Here is a 16,919-nt window from a genome sequence, read left to right as displayed (position 1 = left end):
TATTGATTAACTGCCTTTACTCATTTGCTCAAGTTCATCCCAACGCTCTAATTTTTCAAGCAATAATTCTTCAATTTCTGCTAGGCGTTGACTTGCTTGAGTCGCAGCATCTGCATCAGACACAAACCATGAACCATCTGCAAGTTTGTCAGAAAGCTCGGCTTGTTCAACTTCCAGCTTTTCAATTTCAGCAGGAAGTTGCTCAAGTTCACGTTGGTCTTTATAGCTCAATTTCACCTTTTTTACGGTACTTTGAGCAGCAGCTTTTTCAGCTTCAGCTTTTGCCTGAGCTTTCTTAACATCAGACTTCTGGTCTACCACTTTTTCATCTGGGCGTTGTAGTAAGTAATCTTGGTAACCACCAATGTACTCTGCAATACCACCTTTACCATCAAAGACCCAAGTAGAAGTGACAACGTTGTCCATAAATGCACGGTCATGCGAAATAAGTAATAGCGTGCCTTTATATTCAGAAAGCATCTCTTCAAGTAGCTCAAGAGTTACCATATCCAAGTCATTGGTTGGTTCGTCCATCACAATTAGGTTCGATGGTTTAAGCAATAATTTAGCAAGCAAAATACGGTTACGCTCACCACCAGAAAGGGCTTTTACTGGTGTGCGTGCACGTTCAGGTGAGAACAAGAAATCTTGTAAATAACTGTAGATATGACGACGGTTGCCATTTACATCCACAAAGTCAGAGCCTTCTGAAACGTTTGCCATGACTGTTTTTTCAAGATCTAAGGCATTACGTAATTGATCAAAATAAGCAATCTCTAATTGAGTACCTGTTTTAACAGAGCCACCGTGTTCGATTTCACCTAAAATAGCTTTAATTAAAGTCGTTTTACCGACACCGTTATCACCGACTAAGCCAATACGGTCACCACGCATGACAAGCGTAGAGAAGTCTTTGATGAGTGGTTTACCATCATAAGATACGCTCAAGTGCTCAATATCAAATACTAATTTACCAGAGCGATTTGCTTCTTGAGTCGCCATGCTCACTTTGCCTTGTTGTGAACGGCGTGCTTTCGATTCTTCGCGTAAAGCTTTTAATGCACGAACACGGCCTTCGTTACGTGTACGACGTGCTTTAATGCCTTGACGAATCCAAGCCTCTTCTTCAGCTAATTTTTTATCAAATAAAGCATTTTGTTTCTCTTCGGCTTCCATTTGCTGAGCTTTAAGCTCCAAATAGCGTGAATAGTTACCTTCGTAGCCACGTAAGATGCCGCGGTCAAGTTCAACAATTCGAGTCGCAATGCTATCTACAAAAGAGCGGTCATGCGAAATAAATAGAAGTGTTAAATTATTTTGATCGAGTAGGAATTTTTCTAGCCACTCAATACTTTCAACATCTAAATGGTTGGTTGGTTCGTCTAGAAGCAATACGTCTGGCTGCGTTAAAAGAGCACGAGCGAGTAAAACACGACGTTTACGTCCACCAGATAAGTCTGCCAAATCTGCATTTGGGTCGAGACCCATTTTACTTAATAGAGCATTCACCTTATTTTCAAGTGCCCAACCGTCTAGTTGGTCTAGCTTGTGCTGAAGGTTACCCATACGGTCGCAAGCTTCCATATCGCCAAGCATACAAGCATCAGTTGCTTGGTGATACGCTTTGAGTACTTCAGCCGCTTCTCCTGCGCCGTCTGCTACAATATCAGCAACCTTACCTGAATCCATTGGAACGTCTTGGGCTAACATGGAAACCGTTAAACCATTTTGGATAGAAACTTCACCAGAATCCGGTAATAAGCTTCCCTCGATGAGTTTAAGTAAAGTAGACTTACCTTCACCATTACGCCCAATTAAACAGACTCGTTCGCCACGTTCTAGATTAAAGTTCGCGCCATCGAGCAGGGCAGGTCCGCCAAAAGCAAGTTGGACATCCCTTAGGGTAATATAGGCCATAATGTTTTCCAGAATCTCAAATGAGGATTTAAATGACTAAACCACCATATCATGATGATCAAGCGTCATTTTCCGCACCCATTGAAGATTTGCAAGTGCGAATTACATTTTTGGATGATTTAGTTGAACAATTAAATCAACAACTCGCTATTCAAACTCAGGAAATAGCTGATTTGAAAAAACAAATGCAATTGCTTTATCAACGTGTGGAATCTTCGGATTTATCAGAAGGCATTGCACCTTTTGACCCTTTAACGAATAAACCCCCGCACTATTAATAAAAAGGCAAGTTCAATACTTGCCTTTTTATTAGGGGGGATATTTTAATTTTACTTAAAAACCATGTAAGACAATCTTACCTTTTGTTGTTCCACTTTCAATTTGCTGATGAACCCGTTTTAAGTTTTCAGCATTAATTGGACTTAAAACTTCAGTCACAGTTGTTTTAATTTTCCCTTCATCAACCAGCTTGCTGACTTCATTTAATAGGTCACTTTGTTTTTGCATATCTTCAGTCTGAAACATTGAACGCGTAAACATAAATTCCCAATGTACGGATACAGACTTCGATTTAAACGGTTTAATATCTAACTGTTCAGGGTCATCAATTAAGCCAAAATGCCCTTGTGGTGCAATCAACTCTACAATATCTGATAAATGCTGATCCGTTTGAGTGGTCGAGAACACATATGAAGGTGCATTTAAGCCTAATTGCTTGATTTGTGGGGCTAAAGGCTCGTGATGATCTAATACATAGTCGGCACCTAGTTGTTCTACCCATTCTTTTGTTTCGGGACGTGAAGCTGTAGTAATAATTGTTAGATTAGTTAATTGCTTAAGAAGCTGAATGGTAATTGAACCTACACCGCCAGCTCCACCAATCACTAAAATAGTTGTATTAGCAGGTGCAGTCTTTGGAACTTGCAGACGATCAAATAGCATTTCCCAAGCGGTGATTGCAGTTAAAGGGAGAGCTACTGCCTCTGTTGCTTCTAAAATTTTTGGTTTATGACCAACAATACGTTCATCAACCAATTGCAATTCACTATTACTGCCTTGGCGATTTAAAGCACCTGCATACCAAACAACATCGCCTACTCTGAATTGAGTGACTTTATCGCCAATAGCTTCTACCGTGCCTACAGCATCCCAGCCAAGCACTTTCCAGCCGGATTCGGCACTTATATTTTTACGTATTTTGGTATCGACTGGATTTACTGAAATAGCTTGCACGCGAACTAGTAAATCGTGCCCCTTCGCAGCAGGTGTATCGAGTTCAATATCAACGAGTGATTCTGGCGATGTAATTGGACCTGCTTTTTGATATGCGACAGCTTTCATAATTGTGATTCCTCTTGTTGAGAGTTTGATCATAACGTAAGCTTAAAAATAGTGACTACAGACAAATAACGCTCATAGTGTCAAAAAGGATACTGTAAAATGGCAAAAGCTCGACATTCAAGTTTTGACTGCTCACCGGGTTGTTCAGTTGAAGCCGCGATCAGTTTGATTGATGGCAAATGGAAATGCGTCATTCTTTGGCATTTATTAAATGAAGGAACTTTACGATTTAATGAAATCCGTAAACGAGTTCCAAGCATTACGCAAAGAATGCTCACCAATCAGCTTCGTGAGTTAGAACAAGATGGCATTATTCATCGCGAGGTTTATCCTCAAGTTCCTCCTAAAGTGGAATATAGCCTGACTGATTTAGGACGTGGGCTTGAGCATATACTTCTTGCTCTAAAAACGTGGGGAGATGCGCATCTGGATCAGTTTGGTAAGTTAGCTACTCTTGAAACTGAAAAGAGCGCCTAAATATTGTGCCTAGATTGCTAAGAATATCTATGAGGAAATGTTGTAGTTTTTAACCTCGTCGGTTAATTGGACATTATTTTTATGATGTAACTTGCGTTTTCTGGTCAGCTTATGCAACTCTAATAAAAGAGATTAATAGGTTTTGCTATGGACAATATCGGAATTTGGGTTACCGTTATCATTGTTCTTTTTGTGCTGGGCTCCATTTTTGGTTTAAGAGTGAGTCCGCGTGAAAAGGCACTCGGTATTATGCGAGACAAAGCCCGTAAAATGGGACTACATCCACGTATAATTGCCGCACCTGAATGGACACATGTCCCGATGGCGACTGAAAAGCGTGCCAGCATGGTTGCTTATTATAGTGTATTGATCCCCGATGCTCGTTTAACGCTCATGCGTGCTCGTGTTATAGACGGAAAATTAAAAGTAGTGCAGGGTGATGAGAAATTTAATGATTCTCCCATTGCATTAAAAGGGATTTATGCTATTGATATGCAGGCAAACTGTGTAGGCCTTTATTGGGATGAGGAATCGGACCTAAAAGCCACGCAATTAGATGAGATGAAGGCTTATCTGTTGGCCTTGGCTGAAGCCTGATTTTTAAATTTATTGGTATAGGAATAACATTTTATATGGCGAATACCTCGCGCTCTGCATCTCAAAGCACAGCATCTACTGCCTCTGCTGCACATAAACGTGCCTTAGTGATTGTGGAGTCGCCTGCCAAAGCGAAAACCATCAACAAATATTTAGGTTCGCAGTACATTGTTAAGTCTTCTGTAGGTCACGTACGTGACTTGCCAACAGGCGGCAGCAAATCAACAGAGAAAAAGCCGGCTGCCCGGACAAAACTCACTGAAGCTGAAAAAGAACAAAAAGCCCAATCTGCGCTGATTAATCGTATGGGTGTCGATCCGGAACATGACTGGAAAGCACACTACGAGGTTCTACCTGGCAAAGAAAATGTTGTTGCTGAACTCAAGAAACTTGCCAAAGATGCAGATGCAATCTATCTCGCAACGGACTTGGATAGAGAAGGGGAAGCAATCGCTTGGCACTTACGCGAAGTGATTGGTGGTGACGATAGCCGTTATCATCGTGTGGTATTTAACGAAATTACTAAAAATGCCATTCAAGAAGCATTTAAACAGCCAACTCGCCTAGACTTAAACCGTGTTAATGCACAGCAAGCGCGTCGTTTCTTGGACCGTGTAGTAGGCTTCATGGTTTCGCCATTACTATGGGAAAAGATTGCCCGTGGTTTGTCAGCAGGTCGTGTACAGTCTGTAGCGGTAAAGCTTGTTGTTGAACGTGAACGTGAAATTCGTGCTTTTATTCCAGAAGAATATTGGCAAGTGTTTGCAGACACTAAAGCTAAAAAAGATGATATTCGTCTTGAGGCTGTGAAACAGGCTGGTAAAACACTTAAATTAAAGAACAAAGCTGAAACAGATGCCCTGTTGGATGTATTAAAGGGCGCTGAATATAAAGTTGCACAGCGTGAAGATAAGCCGACTAAGGTGAATCCGAGTGCACCATATATCACGTCGACTTTACAACAGGCGGCAAGTACACGCTTAGGTTTCTCTGTAAAGAAAACCATGATGTTGGCGCAACGTTTGTATGAAGCTGGTTTTATTACCTATATGCGTACGGACTCAACATTCTTGAGTGATGACGCTGTAAGTATGGTCCGTGCTCATATTGAAAGCCAGTTTGGTGAGAAATATTTACCAGCAAAGCCAAACCGCTATGGTAACAAAGCGGGTGCTCAAGAAGCCCATGAAGCAATTCGTCCGTCAAATGTTGCACTTACAGGTGATCAACTTGCAGGTGTAGAGCGTGATGCGCAGCGTTTATATGATTTAATTTGGCGTCAATTTGTTGCTTGCCAAATGACTCCGGCAGAATATTTATCTTCAACTTTAACCGTTGAAGCTGGCAATGTGGAGTTAAAGGCAAAAGGCCGTACGCTTGTATTTGATGGCTTCACTAAAGTTCGTGGTGCTAACAAATCTGATGACGATATCATTTTACCTGCAATTAAAGTGGGTGAAATTTTAAAATTAGAAAAGCTAGATCCGAGTCAGCACTTTACTAAACCACCAGCTCGTTTTACTGAAGCATCTTTAGTAAAAGAACTTGAAAAACGTGGTATTGGTCGTCCATCAACTTATGCTGCCATTATTTCTACAATTCAAGAACGTGGCTACGTTAAGTTAGAAAATCGCCGTCTCTTTGCCGAGAAAATGGGTGAGATCGTAACAGATCGTCTTGATGAAAGTTTTAATAACCTGATGAATTATGCTTTTACCGCAGATTTAGAAGGTCAGCTGGACCGTGTGGCAACGGGTGAGCGTAATTGGAAAGAATTACTCGATACATTCTACGGTGATTTTAAAAAGCGTCTGACCAATGCTCAAGGTGAGCAGGGAATGCGCCGTAATCAACCAGTTGAAGTGCCAGCAGTACATTGTCCTGAATGTTCACGACCAATGCAGATTCGTACGGGTACTACAGGCGTATTCTTAGGTTGTTCAGGTTATAACTTGCCGCCTAAAGAACGCTGTAAAGGAACTTTGAACTTAACACCAGTTGAGTCATTAGCAGCGTTATCTGATGATGACAGTGCTGAAACCGCAGACTTGATGTCTAAACATCGTTGTCCTAAATGTGGTACAGCAATGGACAGTTATGTCATTGATGGTGGCCGCAAGTTACATGTTTGTGGTAACAACCCCGACTGTGATGGTTATGAGCTTGAAGAAGGTGAGTTCAAGATCAAAGGTTATGATGGCCCAACCATTCCATGTGATAAATGTGATGGTGAAATGCAGCTTAAAACTGGCCGTTTTGGTCCGTATTTCGCTTGTACAAGCTGTGATAATACCCGTAAAGTCTTGAAAAATGGTCAACCTGCACCACCACGCGTAGAACCAATTAAGATGGAACATTTGCGCTCGACCAAACATGATGATTATTTTGTGTTACGTGATGGCGCGGCTGGTCTGTTCTTGGCTGCAAGTAAGTTCCCGAAAATTCGTGAAACACGTGCACCAAAAGTTGCTGAGCTTCGTAGTGTTGCTGACCAACTTGATCCAAAATACCAGTTTATTTTACAAGCTCCGGATGTAGACCCTGAAGGTAACCCAACGATTGTGAAGTTTAGTCGTAAGAACCAATCACAGTATGTGGGATCTGAAACACCAGAAGGTAAACAAACTAAATGGAGCCTGATTTACCAAGACGGTAAATGGATTGAAGGCTAAATAAGACAAATGAAAAATGCTAGCTCAGCTAGCATTTTTTATATCTAGAACAAGAAAAGAAAATTTAATTTTTATGGGGAATAAGAATGTGGAAAAACATTCGGATTTTGTGTCTATTGATTATTTTGCTGATCGTTGCAGTTCAGGCATGGCGTGACCAAAACCAAGACTGGAATCAGCCTATTGTTGTGGTATTGCACCCAATAAATACGGATGGTTTACAAACCACGCAAGCTTATATTCATCAGCTACAAAACGCTGACTTCCAAATGCTTAAAAGCTACCTAAGTGAATGGTCACAGCATTATCGTGGACAATCAAGTAACTTTGAAATTCGTTTAGGGCAGCAACTCCAGCAGAGGCCGCCTGTAGTTCCTCAAAATGCCAATATCCTGAATGTCATTTGGTGGAGCTTAAAGTTTCGTTTTTATGCATGGCGACAACAGCAACCTGAAGATAGTGGGGCATCACTCAAACTTTATTTAAATTATTATGATCCAAGTTATCAAAAAGTTTTGGTGCATTCGACTGCTTTAGAAAAAGGCCGTATTGGTAGCGTTAATTTGTTTGCTATACCAGAGCAAGCCCCACAAAATCATGTTGTTATCGTTCACGAGCTATTACATGGCTTTGGCGCAAAAGATAAATATGATTTAAAAACAAGTCAGCCGATTTATCCATTAGGCTACGCACAACCTGAAAAGGTCCCTCTTTATCCACAAACACGAGCAGAAATCATGGGTGGTCGAACACCATTATCTGAACAGACCAATAAAATGCCAAGTGATTTACAAGAAACTGTAATTGGTTTACCGACTGCTCAAGAAATTGGATGGTTGAAATAAAATTGTGGATAAATACTGTTTTATCCCCATCAATTGTTAATAAACGATGCAGATCTTATACAGACAATAAATGTGAAGTACATCACTATAATGACATTATATAAACTTTCTAATACCTGATAATAAGAGTAGCCATGATGAAAACTGTAGGTAATGATTTAGTTCGTAATCAGCTACATGCTGATCGTAAATGGTATCTAATATTAGGCTTTGTGCTCATTATTTTCGGTTTGGTGTTATTTAGCTCACTGCCATTTGCAACATTTTCGGTTGTTTTCCTATTTGGTATTTTAATGATGATAGGTGGTGTGCTGCATTTGATTGCTGCCATAAGTGTATTTAAGGGCGGTAGCCGATGGCTGTGGGCACTTTTTGGTGTGCTGTATTTAATGGCGGGCTATTACGCATTTTCTACGCCTGTGACTACGGCTGTGGTTTTAACTAGCTTATTATCAATTGCCCTGATTATTGCCGGGGTAATTCGTACTATAAATGCATTTTTATTGAGACCAATCGCTGGATGGGGCTGGACCTTATTTTCCGGGTTACTAACACTCGCTACCGGTATTTTAATTTTAGTTTCTAAAGACTCACCTTTTTGGGTGTTGGGAATGTTTTTAGCAGTAGATATTTTATTTCAGGGAATCAACTTTTTAGGACTTGCTTCTGCAATTAAACATTTGCCTTCTAGCTCAAAAACGGTTTCTTAATATAAATAACGAACAAAAGGGCACCTAGAGTGTCCTTTTTTTGTTTTTAGTGAGTGAAGGTCCATCTCATGGTATGGGTCTGTTAAACTAAGCCTTGGTGTTTTAGCGATATGTGTTATGAGTCTTGCAAAGTTAATTAATGAATTAAATGCTCAGCAAAAAAAAGCAGCAACTACTACAGCACAAAACTGTTTGGTTTTGGCTGGAGCGGGCTGTGGCAAGACTAAAACCATTGTTGCTCGCGCAGCTTATTTAATTGATCAGGGGTTGCCAGCCAATCAAATTCAGATTTTAACGTTTACGCGCCGTGCTGCGAGTGAAATTGTTGCAAGGGTTGAACAGCATGTTGGAGCACAAGCCAAAGGCCTTCGCGCATCTACTTTTCATACCTTTTGCATGTATTTATTGCGTCGTAATCCGCAAGCGTTTGGTTTAACCCAATTTAGTATTATTGATCGTGATGATCAGTTACTCATGTTTCGCTTATTGAGAGGCAAAGACAAAGATAATGTTTTGCCTAAAGCGGCAGAGCTGTGTGATTTATATTCTTATGCCCGAAATACACAATCTAAGCTGTCTGAAGCGTTACTCAAGCAATTACCTGAAGCATATGAATATAAATCACAAATTGCTGAGTTAATGAAAACCTATGAACAGCGTAAAAGAGAGCGTAATTTTTTAGATTATGATGACATTTTGTCGATCGTCGCTGTTCATTTACAAAACTCGGAAGCACTGACGAATTGGGTTGCAGGCTTTTGCCAAGCTTTACTGGTTGATGAGATGCAAGATACCAATCCTTTACAGTGGGCTCTTTTGCAGCCACTGATTGGTAAGGTGAAATTATTTTGTGTGGGAGATGATGCTCAGTCGATTTACGGTTTTCGTGGTGCCGACTTTGAAAACATTCATTCGTTTAAAGAGCGGATTCCAGACGCAGTAATTCATACCTTAGATCTAAATTATCGCTCGACTCAAGAAATATTAGATTTATCAAATTGGTTACTCGCCCACAGTCCAATCGATTATCAAAAACAGTTACAGGCACATCGTGGCAAAGGACAAAAGCCACAACTCCATTTGTTTGGTAATGAATTTGAAGAAGCCAACTGGATTGCACAAGACTTAATAGAGCGACACCAACAGGGCGCAAACTGGTACGATCATATGGTGTTAGTCCGCTCTGGGTACAGCGCTCGCTATTTGGAAGGGGCATTTATTGCTGCGGAAATTCCGTATCGTTTTATTGGGGGCGTAAAGTTACTTGAATCAGCGCATGTAAAGGATGTGCTCAGTTTATTACGTATTGTGAGTAACCCGCAGGATGACTTGGCTTGGATGCGCTTTTTAACCTTATGGGATGGTATTGGTGACGTTGGGGCCAGCAAGTTAGCACAAGAGTTAATGAGCATTAGTGAGGTCGAAGAGCGTTGCCAGCGTTTGGAGCGTCATGGAAAAGTTCCTTTACAGGCTATTTTGATTTTGAAGCAGCTTGATGTGCTACAGCAGCATGTTGAGGCAAGTATTGGTCTAGCTCTTGATGCCTTAAGTGAACAGTTGGAGCAAAACTATAAAACTAAAGATTGGTCACGTCGCGCTAGAGATTTTGATTTAGTCAAACAACTTGCTCGCAAGCATGCATCTCTTGGTGAGTTCCTTGAAGAATATGTGCTTGAACCAATTTCAATTTCTGAAATTGAAAAAGCGGGTGATGATGATTTAGTGACCTTAATTACAATTCATTCGGCTAAAGGTGCAGAACAGAAGGTGTGTTATGTGCCGCATGTCTCACCAAATCAATATCCCTATGCGCGTGCGCAGGGCGATTTTGATGAAGTCGAAGAAGAACGCCGTGTATTGTATGTTGCATTAACACGTGCGGAAAATGAATTGATTTTGACGAAGCAAAATCTCAATACATGGTCACAAGATACATATGACGAACAAGGTCGTAAAATCGAAAGTTATTTCTTAAATGATCTACCTGCTCATTTGGTACAGGCAAAAATTCATCGGCAAGTTCCACAGCCATTTGCCAAAAAACAATGGAACACTTCACGAACAGTAAACTTAGGTTTTGGTATCGATCTTGACTAAACTACTGTATAAGACACTGTGAATAATCAAATGTATATTGGCCTTTATTTTGAAGGCTAATCAAGGTTGGAAAATGAAAATATTAGTTCGTAATTTAGATCGTTCAGTGACTGAAGCTGAAGTTTTAGAGCTGTTTAAGGCTTATGGTAAAGTTGAGTCTTGTGTGGTTGTTACCGATAAAGATACAGGTAAATCAAAAGGTTTTGGCTTTGTTGAAATGCCGAATCCGCGTGAAGCCATTAAAGCAATCAAAGGTCTAAATACACTTAAGGTAAAAGGTTACGGTATTCGCGTTAAGGCTGCTGAAGAGTAATACTTTTATGCAACAATTTTTAGCTCTTTCTGTGGTTGCTCCAAATGGAAACTATATAGCCCAAGGTGTAAAGACACTTGAAGTCCGTTCATGGGTGCCTACAGAGTTACCTCTTAAAGATCTATTCATTGTTGAAAACAAGAATTTTTTAATCAATGATGGTGATGAGGGATAACGTAAAATTTATCAAGTCTCTCTGGATTTACCATAAATAACGTTGATTTTATCAATGGAGTCGTTAAGCTAAGAATAGCCATATTGATGGCAATTTTAGAACAGGAAAGTTTAGTTATGTCACGTGTTGCTCGTTATCATGCCGATCGTACCAATCAAAAACTCTATTTTGCGCGCCTAGCGTGTCAACAAGCAGAGCAAACTGATCATGTACAGCAGGTACAAGCGTATCGTGAAACAGCTGTCTTTCACTTGCATGGTGCGATGTTAGCATTCCTGCAAGAACTGGTACGTTATTACCGTTTAAATGACTCGCAGCCGACATTAAAATCGATTGAAGAGCATATGGCGGCAAAAGGACAAGTTTCTCCTGAAGTTTCTGTATTGCAGCAATTGGCAAAAGATGGTTTTGTTGCAGAGTTAAAGCGTGCTTACCGCATGTGCCAATATGCACCGGAACCTACTGAACCGACACCGGAAGAAGAAACTTCTTCTAATTTGATCATTAAAGTGACTCAGGGGCCACAATCATGGTTACCTGATGTGAAAATTTTGCGTGAATGGCATAGAGAGTTAAGTCATTTAATTGATGGTTTTCGTAACGAAATGGTCGAGTTCTAAAATTAAACTGTCTGAGCGCTTGAAATTTAATCCTAGTGCGCCTATATAAATAAGACGAGAGATGCAAAGTGCAAGGGTGCTTTGCCACCATGTTGAAACATGGAGGAAGTATATGTCTATACAGCAATTGAAAGAGTTATTTGGAAATCAAGAAGCAGTGTTGGAGTTAGTCCAACTCGAAGGTGGTGAGCTCGCCTTGCGTAATGCTGGTTCTGAAAAAGAGCCTTTGGTTAAAATTCAATTTAGTGATGAACTAAAAGAGATATTAGGCGAGCAAACGCCTATCGTTGCCCAGCATATGATTCAAGCTGCTTTATTTGGACTGCTAGAGAAGCAGGTTAATGAATGGCAGGCTGAAGTTGTAGATGAGCAGCCTAAATTCCTAAGTTAAAAAAAGCGTACTCTTGAGTACGCTTTTTTGTATGCGTTAATGATGTGTTGACTGATGCGCAAGCTCGATTTGATTTAAAATATGATGGCTCATATTCTTCGCCATTTCTTCTTTCGCATAGAATACTTCACCAATGTGTTCGTCTCTAATCACGGCGGCTTCTTCTTTACTTTCTGCACAAATTAAAACCTGAATTTGAGGGTTTAATTGTTTAGCAATATCCACAATTCGGTGAATATCTAAAATATCCATAGGGGAAATCACCAATAGTCGTGCATGCATGATATGAGCCTGAATGAGAACGCCGGGTTCAGTTGCTACACCACTTACGGCAGCAATATTTGCTTGACGTAACTTTTCTACAATTTCACGATTTTCTTCTGCAATTACGACTTTAATATTCTGATTAATTAAATTTTCAGTAATACGTCGTCCAACGCCACCATACCCTACAATCACCACTTGATCGCGTAGATAAGCCTGATCGACTTCATCTGGCAGCATAGCGAGTGGGTCACCACTACGTTCAAGAAGTCGTGCCAAATGAGAGCGTTCACGAATCCAGCGTTGTACAGGTTCAACTGCCGAGAAAACAAAAGAGTTAAGCGTAATTGAGAACAAAGCTCCCGCTAAAATCAGGTTTTGCGCTTCTAGGGTTAATAGACCTAAAGAAACTCCCAGTGTAGCCAAAATAAATGAAAACTCACCAATTTGTGCAAGGCTGGCCCCGACAGTCAAAGCAGTATTAATTGGATAGCGGAAGAATAAAACCAAGGCCATTGCAGCAAGTGTTTTACCTACCATAATAATCGCGATAACTGCCAAAATATGCAGTGGACGCTCGATAAGAATATGTGGATCAAACAACATTCCTACCGAAACGAAAAATAAAATTGAGAAAATTTCTCGTAGAGGAAGAGTCTCTTCTTCTGCACGATGGCTAAAGTCTGATTCTTTTACGACCATACCCGCAAAGAAGGCCCCTAAGGCCATTGAAACGCCAAAGATAGCATAAGAGCCATAGGCGATTGAAACAGCTGCTGCTACGACTGTCAGCGTAAATAGCTCTCTTGAACCTAAGCGAGCAACAAACTGCATAATGATAGGCACTACACGCTTGCCTACAATGAGCATGAACGCAATAAAGCCAATCACTTTTAATAGGGTGATTCCAAGCGTTAACCAAATGTTGCCTTCTGCGCCTGCTGGTGCTTTGCCACCAAGTAAAACTGCTGTAGCTGGAAGAAGTACTAAAACAAGTACCATCACTAAGTCTTCAACTAACAGCCAACCCACAGCAATTTTACCGTTTACAGAGTCTAAAAGACCACGGTCTCCTAAAGCTTTTAATAAGACAACAGTACTCGCACACGATAGGCTTAAGCCAAAAACCAGAGCGGAGCCAAAGCTCCAGCCCCATAACATTGAAACGCCAATACCAAGTAAAGTGGCAACAGCAATCTGTAAAATCGCACCCGGCAAGGCAATACGACGAACTTGTAAAAGATCATTTAATGAAAAATGCATCCCAACGCCAAACATCAAGAACATTACGCCGAGTTCAGCAAGTTGGTTGGCAAGATGAATATCTGCTTCTATGCCGGGGGTATTCGGACTAATAATAATTCCGGCAATAAGGTAGCCAATAAGAGGGGGAAGTCGTAGTCGGGCGGCTATATAGCCAAAAAAGAGGGCAACACCGAAACCAACAGCAAGTAAAATAATTAAATCTACGTCATGCGGCACTAAAAACTCCTTTTACGTGAGTTAGGCTAAAGACAAGCATAAAAAATGCCAAGGCGGAATATGTAGAAAGTTTAACAAAAAGGCAGGTATAAAAAAAATGCAAAAAAAAACGACTTCTTTAAGAAGTCGTTTTTTTCGACGCTAAAATTATTTGATTTTAGCTTCTTTGAAAATCACGTGTTGACGGATTTTTGGATCAAATTTTTTGATTTCCATTTTTTCCGGCATAGTACGTTTGTTTTTAGTCGTGGTATAGAAATAACCTGTACCAGCTGAAGAAACGAGACGAATCTTATCACGCATTGCTCAGACTCCTTAGATCTTTTGACCTTGAGCACGAAGGTCTGCAACAACCTTTTCGATACCCAATTTGTCAATAATACGCATACCTTTAGTGGTTAAACGAAGACGTACAAAACGTTTTTCGCTTTCTAACCAGAAACGGTGGTGGTGCAGGTTCGGCTCGAACCGGCGCTTGGTTTTGTTGTTGGCGTGTGAGACGTTGTTACCAACGACTGGACGCTTGCCGGTAACTTGGCAAACCTTAGACATGGTGTAACTCCATTGATTTAGCCAACAGCAAATCTGTGGCCAGTCATACTAAATGTAAACGGATGAATTCATTCAAGGGGCGTTTTATACCAAAAATACGATTAAAAGACAAGCGAAATTGGTAAAAACGAGGCATGATCTAGTGTAACAGATCATGCCTTGATCAGTTAACGCAACAAGGTTTTCGAAATGAAGCGATGAATTGGTTTGTTGAACGGTGGAAGAATGTATTTCAAGCTATAAAGTTTTGGATTTGACATTACCGAACGTTCATGTGACAGCCCAAAAAAGCCTTCAGGTCCGTGGTATTTACCCATACCTGATGCGCCGATTCCTCCAAATGGCAAGTCATCTTGCGCAACATGGGTAATCACCATGTTAATTCCGAAATGCCCTGAATGAGTATGTTGAGAGATATAATCAGCGCGTGCCTGATCATAATCAAAATAATACATTGCTAAAGGACGCGGGCGACTATTAATAAACTCAATGACCTCTTCGATTTGGTCATATTCTAAAATTGGTAGAACAGGACCAAAAATTTCATTTTGCATAATATCCATTGCAGTTGTTACACCAGTCACTAGAGTCGGTGCAATTTTGCGGACATCATCTAAAATTTCATTTTGCGGATTAACTTCAACAATACGCGCACCTTGATCACGGGCATTTTCGAGATATCCCTGAATACGGTTGTACTGTTTATCATTAATAATAGAGGTGTAGTCTTGGTTGTTACGGAAATGTGGGTACATTCCGGCCACAATCAATTTAAAGTTTTCAATGAACTCGGCAGTTTTTCCGCGTGGCAAGAAAATATGATCTGGCGCAACACAAGTTTGGCCTGCATTCCATAGTTTACCTACAGCAATACGCTGTGCGACATCTTTCATATCTACGGAAGCATGTACCAAAGCAGGGGATTTACCACCCAACTCAAGAATAACCGGAACCAGATTTTGAGCTGCGGCTGCCATGACAGTTTTACCAACAGAAGTCGAGCCAGTGAAAATCATTTTGTCGAAAGGCAAATGACTAAACGCATCAGAAATTACGCCGCCGCCATTTACCACCCCAACCAGCTCTTGTGGGAAGGCTTCAGAAAGTGCATTTTCAAGAACCTGTCCAAAATTTGGAGAAGCACTCGAAATTTTGATCATGGCATGGTTACCTGCAGCCAAAGCACAAATAAGTGGTCCAACAGACAGTAGTAACGGGTAGTTCCATGGTGTAATAATGCCAATTACGCCCATTGGTTGATATTGTACCCAACCTTTTGCTGGCTGATGTAATACACTGATATGGCGTTTTGATGGTTTCATCCATCCGGTCAGGTTCTTACTGTAATATTTGATTTGTTCAAGACAGGTAAGCAACTCACCAATTTTGGTTTCCATAATGGCACGATTGCCATAATCAAGGTTAATTGCTTCGGCAATCTGATCTTGATATTTTACCAAGACTCTTTTAAGACGAGCTAAACGATCAATACGCTCTTTAGCAGTGGGTACCGGATGACGTAAGTAGGCAATCTTTTGCTGCTCAAGCAAATCTTGTAAATGCTTAACATCATAAGGAACCTGAGTCTCTGGATTTGTTTTTGTTTGACTGTTCATCGGTACTTACCAAATATACTGATATACTTATTTTTTAGAGTAAATACTCTAAAGAGTCAAGTTGGTTTCTGTGTGCAAGTCTTAACCATATGAATTAACGAAGGTTATTAAAATGTCTCTACCTAAAGCTTTGAAGACAAAAGACCGGATTTTACAAATCAGTTTGCAGCTTTTTAATGAGCGTGGCGAACGGTCTGTCACTACCAATCATATTGCTGCAGAGTTGGGCATTAGTCCTGGAAACTTGTATTATCACTTTCGAAACAAGCATGAAATTATTAAAGAATTAATGTATCAATATCAGGTCGAGACTTTGGAAATGCTATCTTTACCTGAAGACAGACCATTAACGACCAATGACAAAATTAACTATTTTCAAGTGCTCAGCGGTCAGTTATGGAACTATCGTTTTATTCATCGTGATGTTTATCACTTAGTTGAAAGTAACGAAGATTTTAAAAAAATCTACCCTCGGTTTGCGGGGCAGGTGATGCAGCAAGGGCAACGAATTTATCAGGCCTTTGTTGATGCAGGCCTTATGAAAATGACAGCTTCTGAAATTGAGGCTTTAATTATTAACCTTTGGATTGTCTTAACCAACTGGACCAACTTTCTATATATGTCTGGGCATATTAGTGACAACAATCACCTTGAAGAGAAATGGGTCTGGCAAGCATTACGTCAAATGGTTTTCTTAGAAGGGCCTTATTTGATGGGTGAAAGCCGTGCGACTTATGAACAATTGTTAGAATCACTTGGACCCTCTGATCTTTTTGCAAGCTTGTCATCCTTAAAAGATGAATAGTTGTGCTTGTTTATTTAGAGCGCTAGAATACTCGGCTTATCAAAA

Annotated in this window: 17 protein-coding genes and 1 pseudogene; 12 read left to right on the top strand and 6 right to left on the bottom strand. The window is 40.5% G+C overall.

Translation table 11 applies throughout. The features are described from left to right. Positions 1-6: 6 nt before the first annotated feature. Positions 7-1,917 (bottom strand): ATP-binding cassette domain-containing protein, encoded by a 1,911-nt coding sequence (locus MKL35_RS10290; RefSeq protein ID WP_004710693.1) that lies wholly within the window; start codon positions 1,915-1,917, stop codon positions 7-9. 32 nt (positions 1,918-1,949) lie between these two features. On the opposite strand from MKL35_RS10290, the gene MKL35_RS10285 reads away from it, so the two are divergent. Continuing rightward, positions 1,950-2,195 carry a SlyX family protein gene (locus MKL35_RS10285; protein WP_002053395.1) on the top strand — a complete coding sequence of 82 codons (246 nt, stop codon included), beginning with the start codon at positions 1,950-1,952 and terminating at the stop codon, positions 2,193-2,195. Between the two features lie 55 nt (positions 2,196-2,250). Here MKL35_RS10285 and MKL35_RS10280 read toward each other — a convergent pair whose 3' ends face one another. Next, positions 2,251-3,258, bottom strand: a complete 1,008-nt coding sequence (locus MKL35_RS10280; RefSeq protein WP_032009875.1) for a zinc-binding alcohol dehydrogenase family protein — start codon at positions 3,256-3,258, stop codon at positions 2,251-2,253. Positions 3,259-3,357: 99 nt separating this feature from the next. Here MKL35_RS10280 and MKL35_RS10275 point away from each other — a divergent pair, with 99 nt between their 5' ends. The 10 genes and pseudogenes from MKL35_RS10275 to MKL35_RS10230 all read left to right on the top strand — a co-directional run bounded on the left by MKL35_RS10275 (position 3,358) and on the right by MKL35_RS10230 (position 12,155). After that, positions 3,358-3,735 carry a winged helix-turn-helix transcriptional regulator gene (locus MKL35_RS10275; protein WP_017393951.1) on the top strand — a complete coding sequence of 126 codons (378 nt, stop codon included), beginning with the start codon at positions 3,358-3,360 and terminating at the stop codon, positions 3,733-3,735. Positions 3,736-3,882: 147 nt separating this feature from the next. Then, positions 3,883-4,332 (top strand): hypothetical protein, encoded by a 450-nt coding sequence (locus tag MKL35_RS10270; RefSeq protein ID WP_002053270.1) that lies wholly within the window; start codon positions 3,883-3,885, stop codon positions 4,330-4,332. Positions 4,333-4,367: 35 nt separating this feature from the next. Further along, positions 4,368-7,004: a type I DNA topoisomerase gene (gene topA / locus MKL35_RS10265; RefSeq protein WP_002053435.1), complete on the top strand. Its 2,637-nt coding sequence runs from the start codon at positions 4,368-4,370 to the stop codon at positions 7,002-7,004. A gap of 86 nt (positions 7,005-7,090) precedes the next feature. Further along, a complete protein-coding gene (locus MKL35_RS10260) occupies positions 7,091-7,849 on the top strand; it encodes a hypothetical protein (protein WP_032009872.1) in 759 nt (252 codons plus the stop codon). A gap of 137 nt (positions 7,850-7,986) precedes the next feature. Further along, the gene (locus MKL35_RS10255) at positions 7,987-8,559 is read left to right on the top strand and encodes an HdeD family acid-resistance protein (RefSeq protein ID WP_006580460.1); all 573 of its coding nucleotides are present in this window, start codon (positions 7,987-7,989) and stop codon (positions 8,557-8,559) included. A gap of 117 nt (positions 8,560-8,676) precedes the next feature. Next, entirely contained in the window at positions 8,677-10,656 is a 1,980-nt protein-coding gene (locus MKL35_RS10250) for an ATP-dependent helicase (RefSeq protein ID WP_000050365.1), read from the top strand. Between the two features lie 73 nt (positions 10,657-10,729). Continuing rightward, the gene (locus MKL35_RS10245) at positions 10,730-10,969 is read left to right on the top strand and encodes an RNA recognition motif domain-containing protein (RefSeq protein ID WP_000699342.1); all 240 of its coding nucleotides are present in this window, start codon (positions 10,730-10,732) and stop codon (positions 10,967-10,969) included. 7 nt (positions 10,970-10,976) lie between these two features. After that, positions 10,977-11,138: pseudogene (locus tag MKL35_RS10240) on the top strand (ASCH domain-containing protein); the annotation flags it as partial. 122 nt (positions 11,139-11,260) lie between these two features. Further along, a complete protein-coding gene (locus MKL35_RS10235; protein WP_004710685.1) occupies positions 11,261-11,764 on the top strand; it encodes a DUF6586 family protein in 504 nt (167 codons plus the stop codon). A gap of 112 nt (positions 11,765-11,876) precedes the next feature. Next, positions 11,877-12,155, top strand: a complete 279-nt coding sequence (locus MKL35_RS10230) for a hypothetical protein (RefSeq protein ID WP_002053465.1) — start codon at positions 11,877-11,879, stop codon at positions 12,153-12,155. A gap of 36 nt (positions 12,156-12,191) precedes the next feature. Here the strand turns inward: MKL35_RS10230 and MKL35_RS10225 are convergent, their stop codons facing one another. The 4 genes from MKL35_RS10225 to MKL35_RS10210 all read right to left on the bottom strand — a co-directional run bounded on the left by MKL35_RS10225 (position 12,192) and on the right by MKL35_RS10210 (position 16,069). Continuing rightward, positions 12,192-13,901, bottom strand: coding sequence for a cation:proton antiporter (locus MKL35_RS10225; RefSeq protein ID WP_032009867.1), 1,710 nt, complete (start codon positions 13,899-13,901; stop codon positions 12,192-12,194). 147 nt (positions 13,902-14,048) lie between these two features. Continuing rightward, on the bottom strand, positions 14,049-14,204 hold the full coding sequence (gene rpmG / locus MKL35_RS10220; RefSeq protein ID WP_001205031.1) for a 50S ribosomal protein L33: 156 nt from the start codon (positions 14,202-14,204) through the stop codon (positions 14,049-14,051). A gap of 12 nt (positions 14,205-14,216) precedes the next feature. Beyond that, complete coding sequence (gene rpmB / locus MKL35_RS10215) at positions 14,217-14,453, bottom strand: 50S ribosomal protein L28 (RefSeq protein WP_000048256.1); 237 nt, start codon at positions 14,451-14,453, stop codon at positions 14,217-14,219. Positions 14,454-14,620: 167 nt separating this feature from the next. Continuing rightward, complete coding sequence (locus MKL35_RS10210) at positions 14,621-16,069, bottom strand: coniferyl aldehyde dehydrogenase (RefSeq protein ID WP_006580455.1); 1,449 nt, start codon at positions 16,067-16,069, stop codon at positions 14,621-14,623. A 112-nt stretch (positions 16,070-16,181) separates the two neighbouring features. Between MKL35_RS10210 and MKL35_RS10205 the strand changes: the two genes are divergently transcribed. Further along, on the top strand, positions 16,182-16,874 hold the full coding sequence (locus tag MKL35_RS10205; RefSeq protein WP_002053350.1) for a TetR/AcrR family transcriptional regulator: 693 nt from the start codon (positions 16,182-16,184) through the stop codon (positions 16,872-16,874). The last annotated feature ends 45 nt before the right edge of the window (positions 16,875-16,919 follow it).

The sequence above is a fragment of the Acinetobacter sp. AOR41_HL genome (assembly GCF_027854645.1).
GTDB classification, from domain to species: Bacteria; Pseudomonadota; Gammaproteobacteria; order Pseudomonadales; family Moraxellaceae; genus Acinetobacter; species Acinetobacter nosocomialis.
Note: the sequence above shows the minus strand (reverse complement) of the source record. Positions and strands in the feature narration are given on the sequence as shown.

Coding starts and splice junctions, on each gene's coding strand:
- rpmG (WP_001205031.1), bottom strand. CDS start 14,204: ATGCGTGATAAGATTCGTCTCGTTTCTTCAGCTGGTACAGGTTATTTC.
- MKL35_RS10260 (WP_032009872.1), top strand. CDS start 7,091: ATGTGGAAAAACATTCGGATTTTGTGTCTATTGATTATTTTGCTGATC.
- MKL35_RS10205 (WP_002053350.1), top strand. CDS start 16,182: ATGTCTCTACCTAAAGCTTTGAAGACAAAAGACCGGATTTTACAAATC.
- MKL35_RS10255 (WP_006580460.1), top strand. CDS start 7,987: ATGAAAACTGTAGGTAATGATTTAGTTCGTAATCAGCTACATGCTGAT.
- MKL35_RS10210 (WP_006580455.1), bottom strand. CDS start 16,069: ATGAACAGTCAAACAAAAACAAATCCAGAGACTCAGGTTCCTTATGAT.
- MKL35_RS10285 (WP_002053395.1), top strand. CDS start 1,950: ATGACTAAACCACCATATCATGATGATCAAGCGTCATTTTCCGCACCC.
- MKL35_RS10275 (WP_017393951.1), top strand. CDS start 3,358: ATGGCAAAAGCTCGACATTCAAGTTTTGACTGCTCACCGGGTTGTTCA.
- topA (WP_002053435.1), top strand. CDS start 4,368: ATGGCGAATACCTCGCGCTCTGCATCTCAAAGCACAGCATCTACTGCC.
- MKL35_RS10245 (WP_000699342.1), top strand. CDS start 10,730: ATGAAAATATTAGTTCGTAATTTAGATCGTTCAGTGACTGAAGCTGAA.
- MKL35_RS10270 (WP_002053270.1), top strand. CDS start 3,883: ATGGACAATATCGGAATTTGGGTTACCGTTATCATTGTTCTTTTTGTG.
- MKL35_RS10230 (WP_002053465.1), top strand. CDS start 11,877: ATGTCTATACAGCAATTGAAAGAGTTATTTGGAAATCAAGAAGCAGTG.
- rpmB (WP_000048256.1), bottom strand. CDS start 14,453: ATGTCTAAGGTTTGCCAAGTTACCGGCAAGCGTCCAGTCGTTGGTAAC.
- MKL35_RS10290 (WP_004710693.1), bottom strand. CDS start 1,917: ATGGCCTATATTACCCTAAGGGATGTCCAACTTGCTTTTGGCGGACCT.
- MKL35_RS10250 (WP_000050365.1), top strand. CDS start 8,677: ATGAGTCTTGCAAAGTTAATTAATGAATTAAATGCTCAGCAAAAAAAA.
- MKL35_RS10235 (WP_004710685.1), top strand. CDS start 11,261: ATGTCACGTGTTGCTCGTTATCATGCCGATCGTACCAATCAAAAACTC.
- MKL35_RS10280 (WP_032009875.1), bottom strand. CDS start 3,258: ATGAAAGCTGTCGCATATCAAAAAGCAGGTCCAATTACATCGCCAGAA.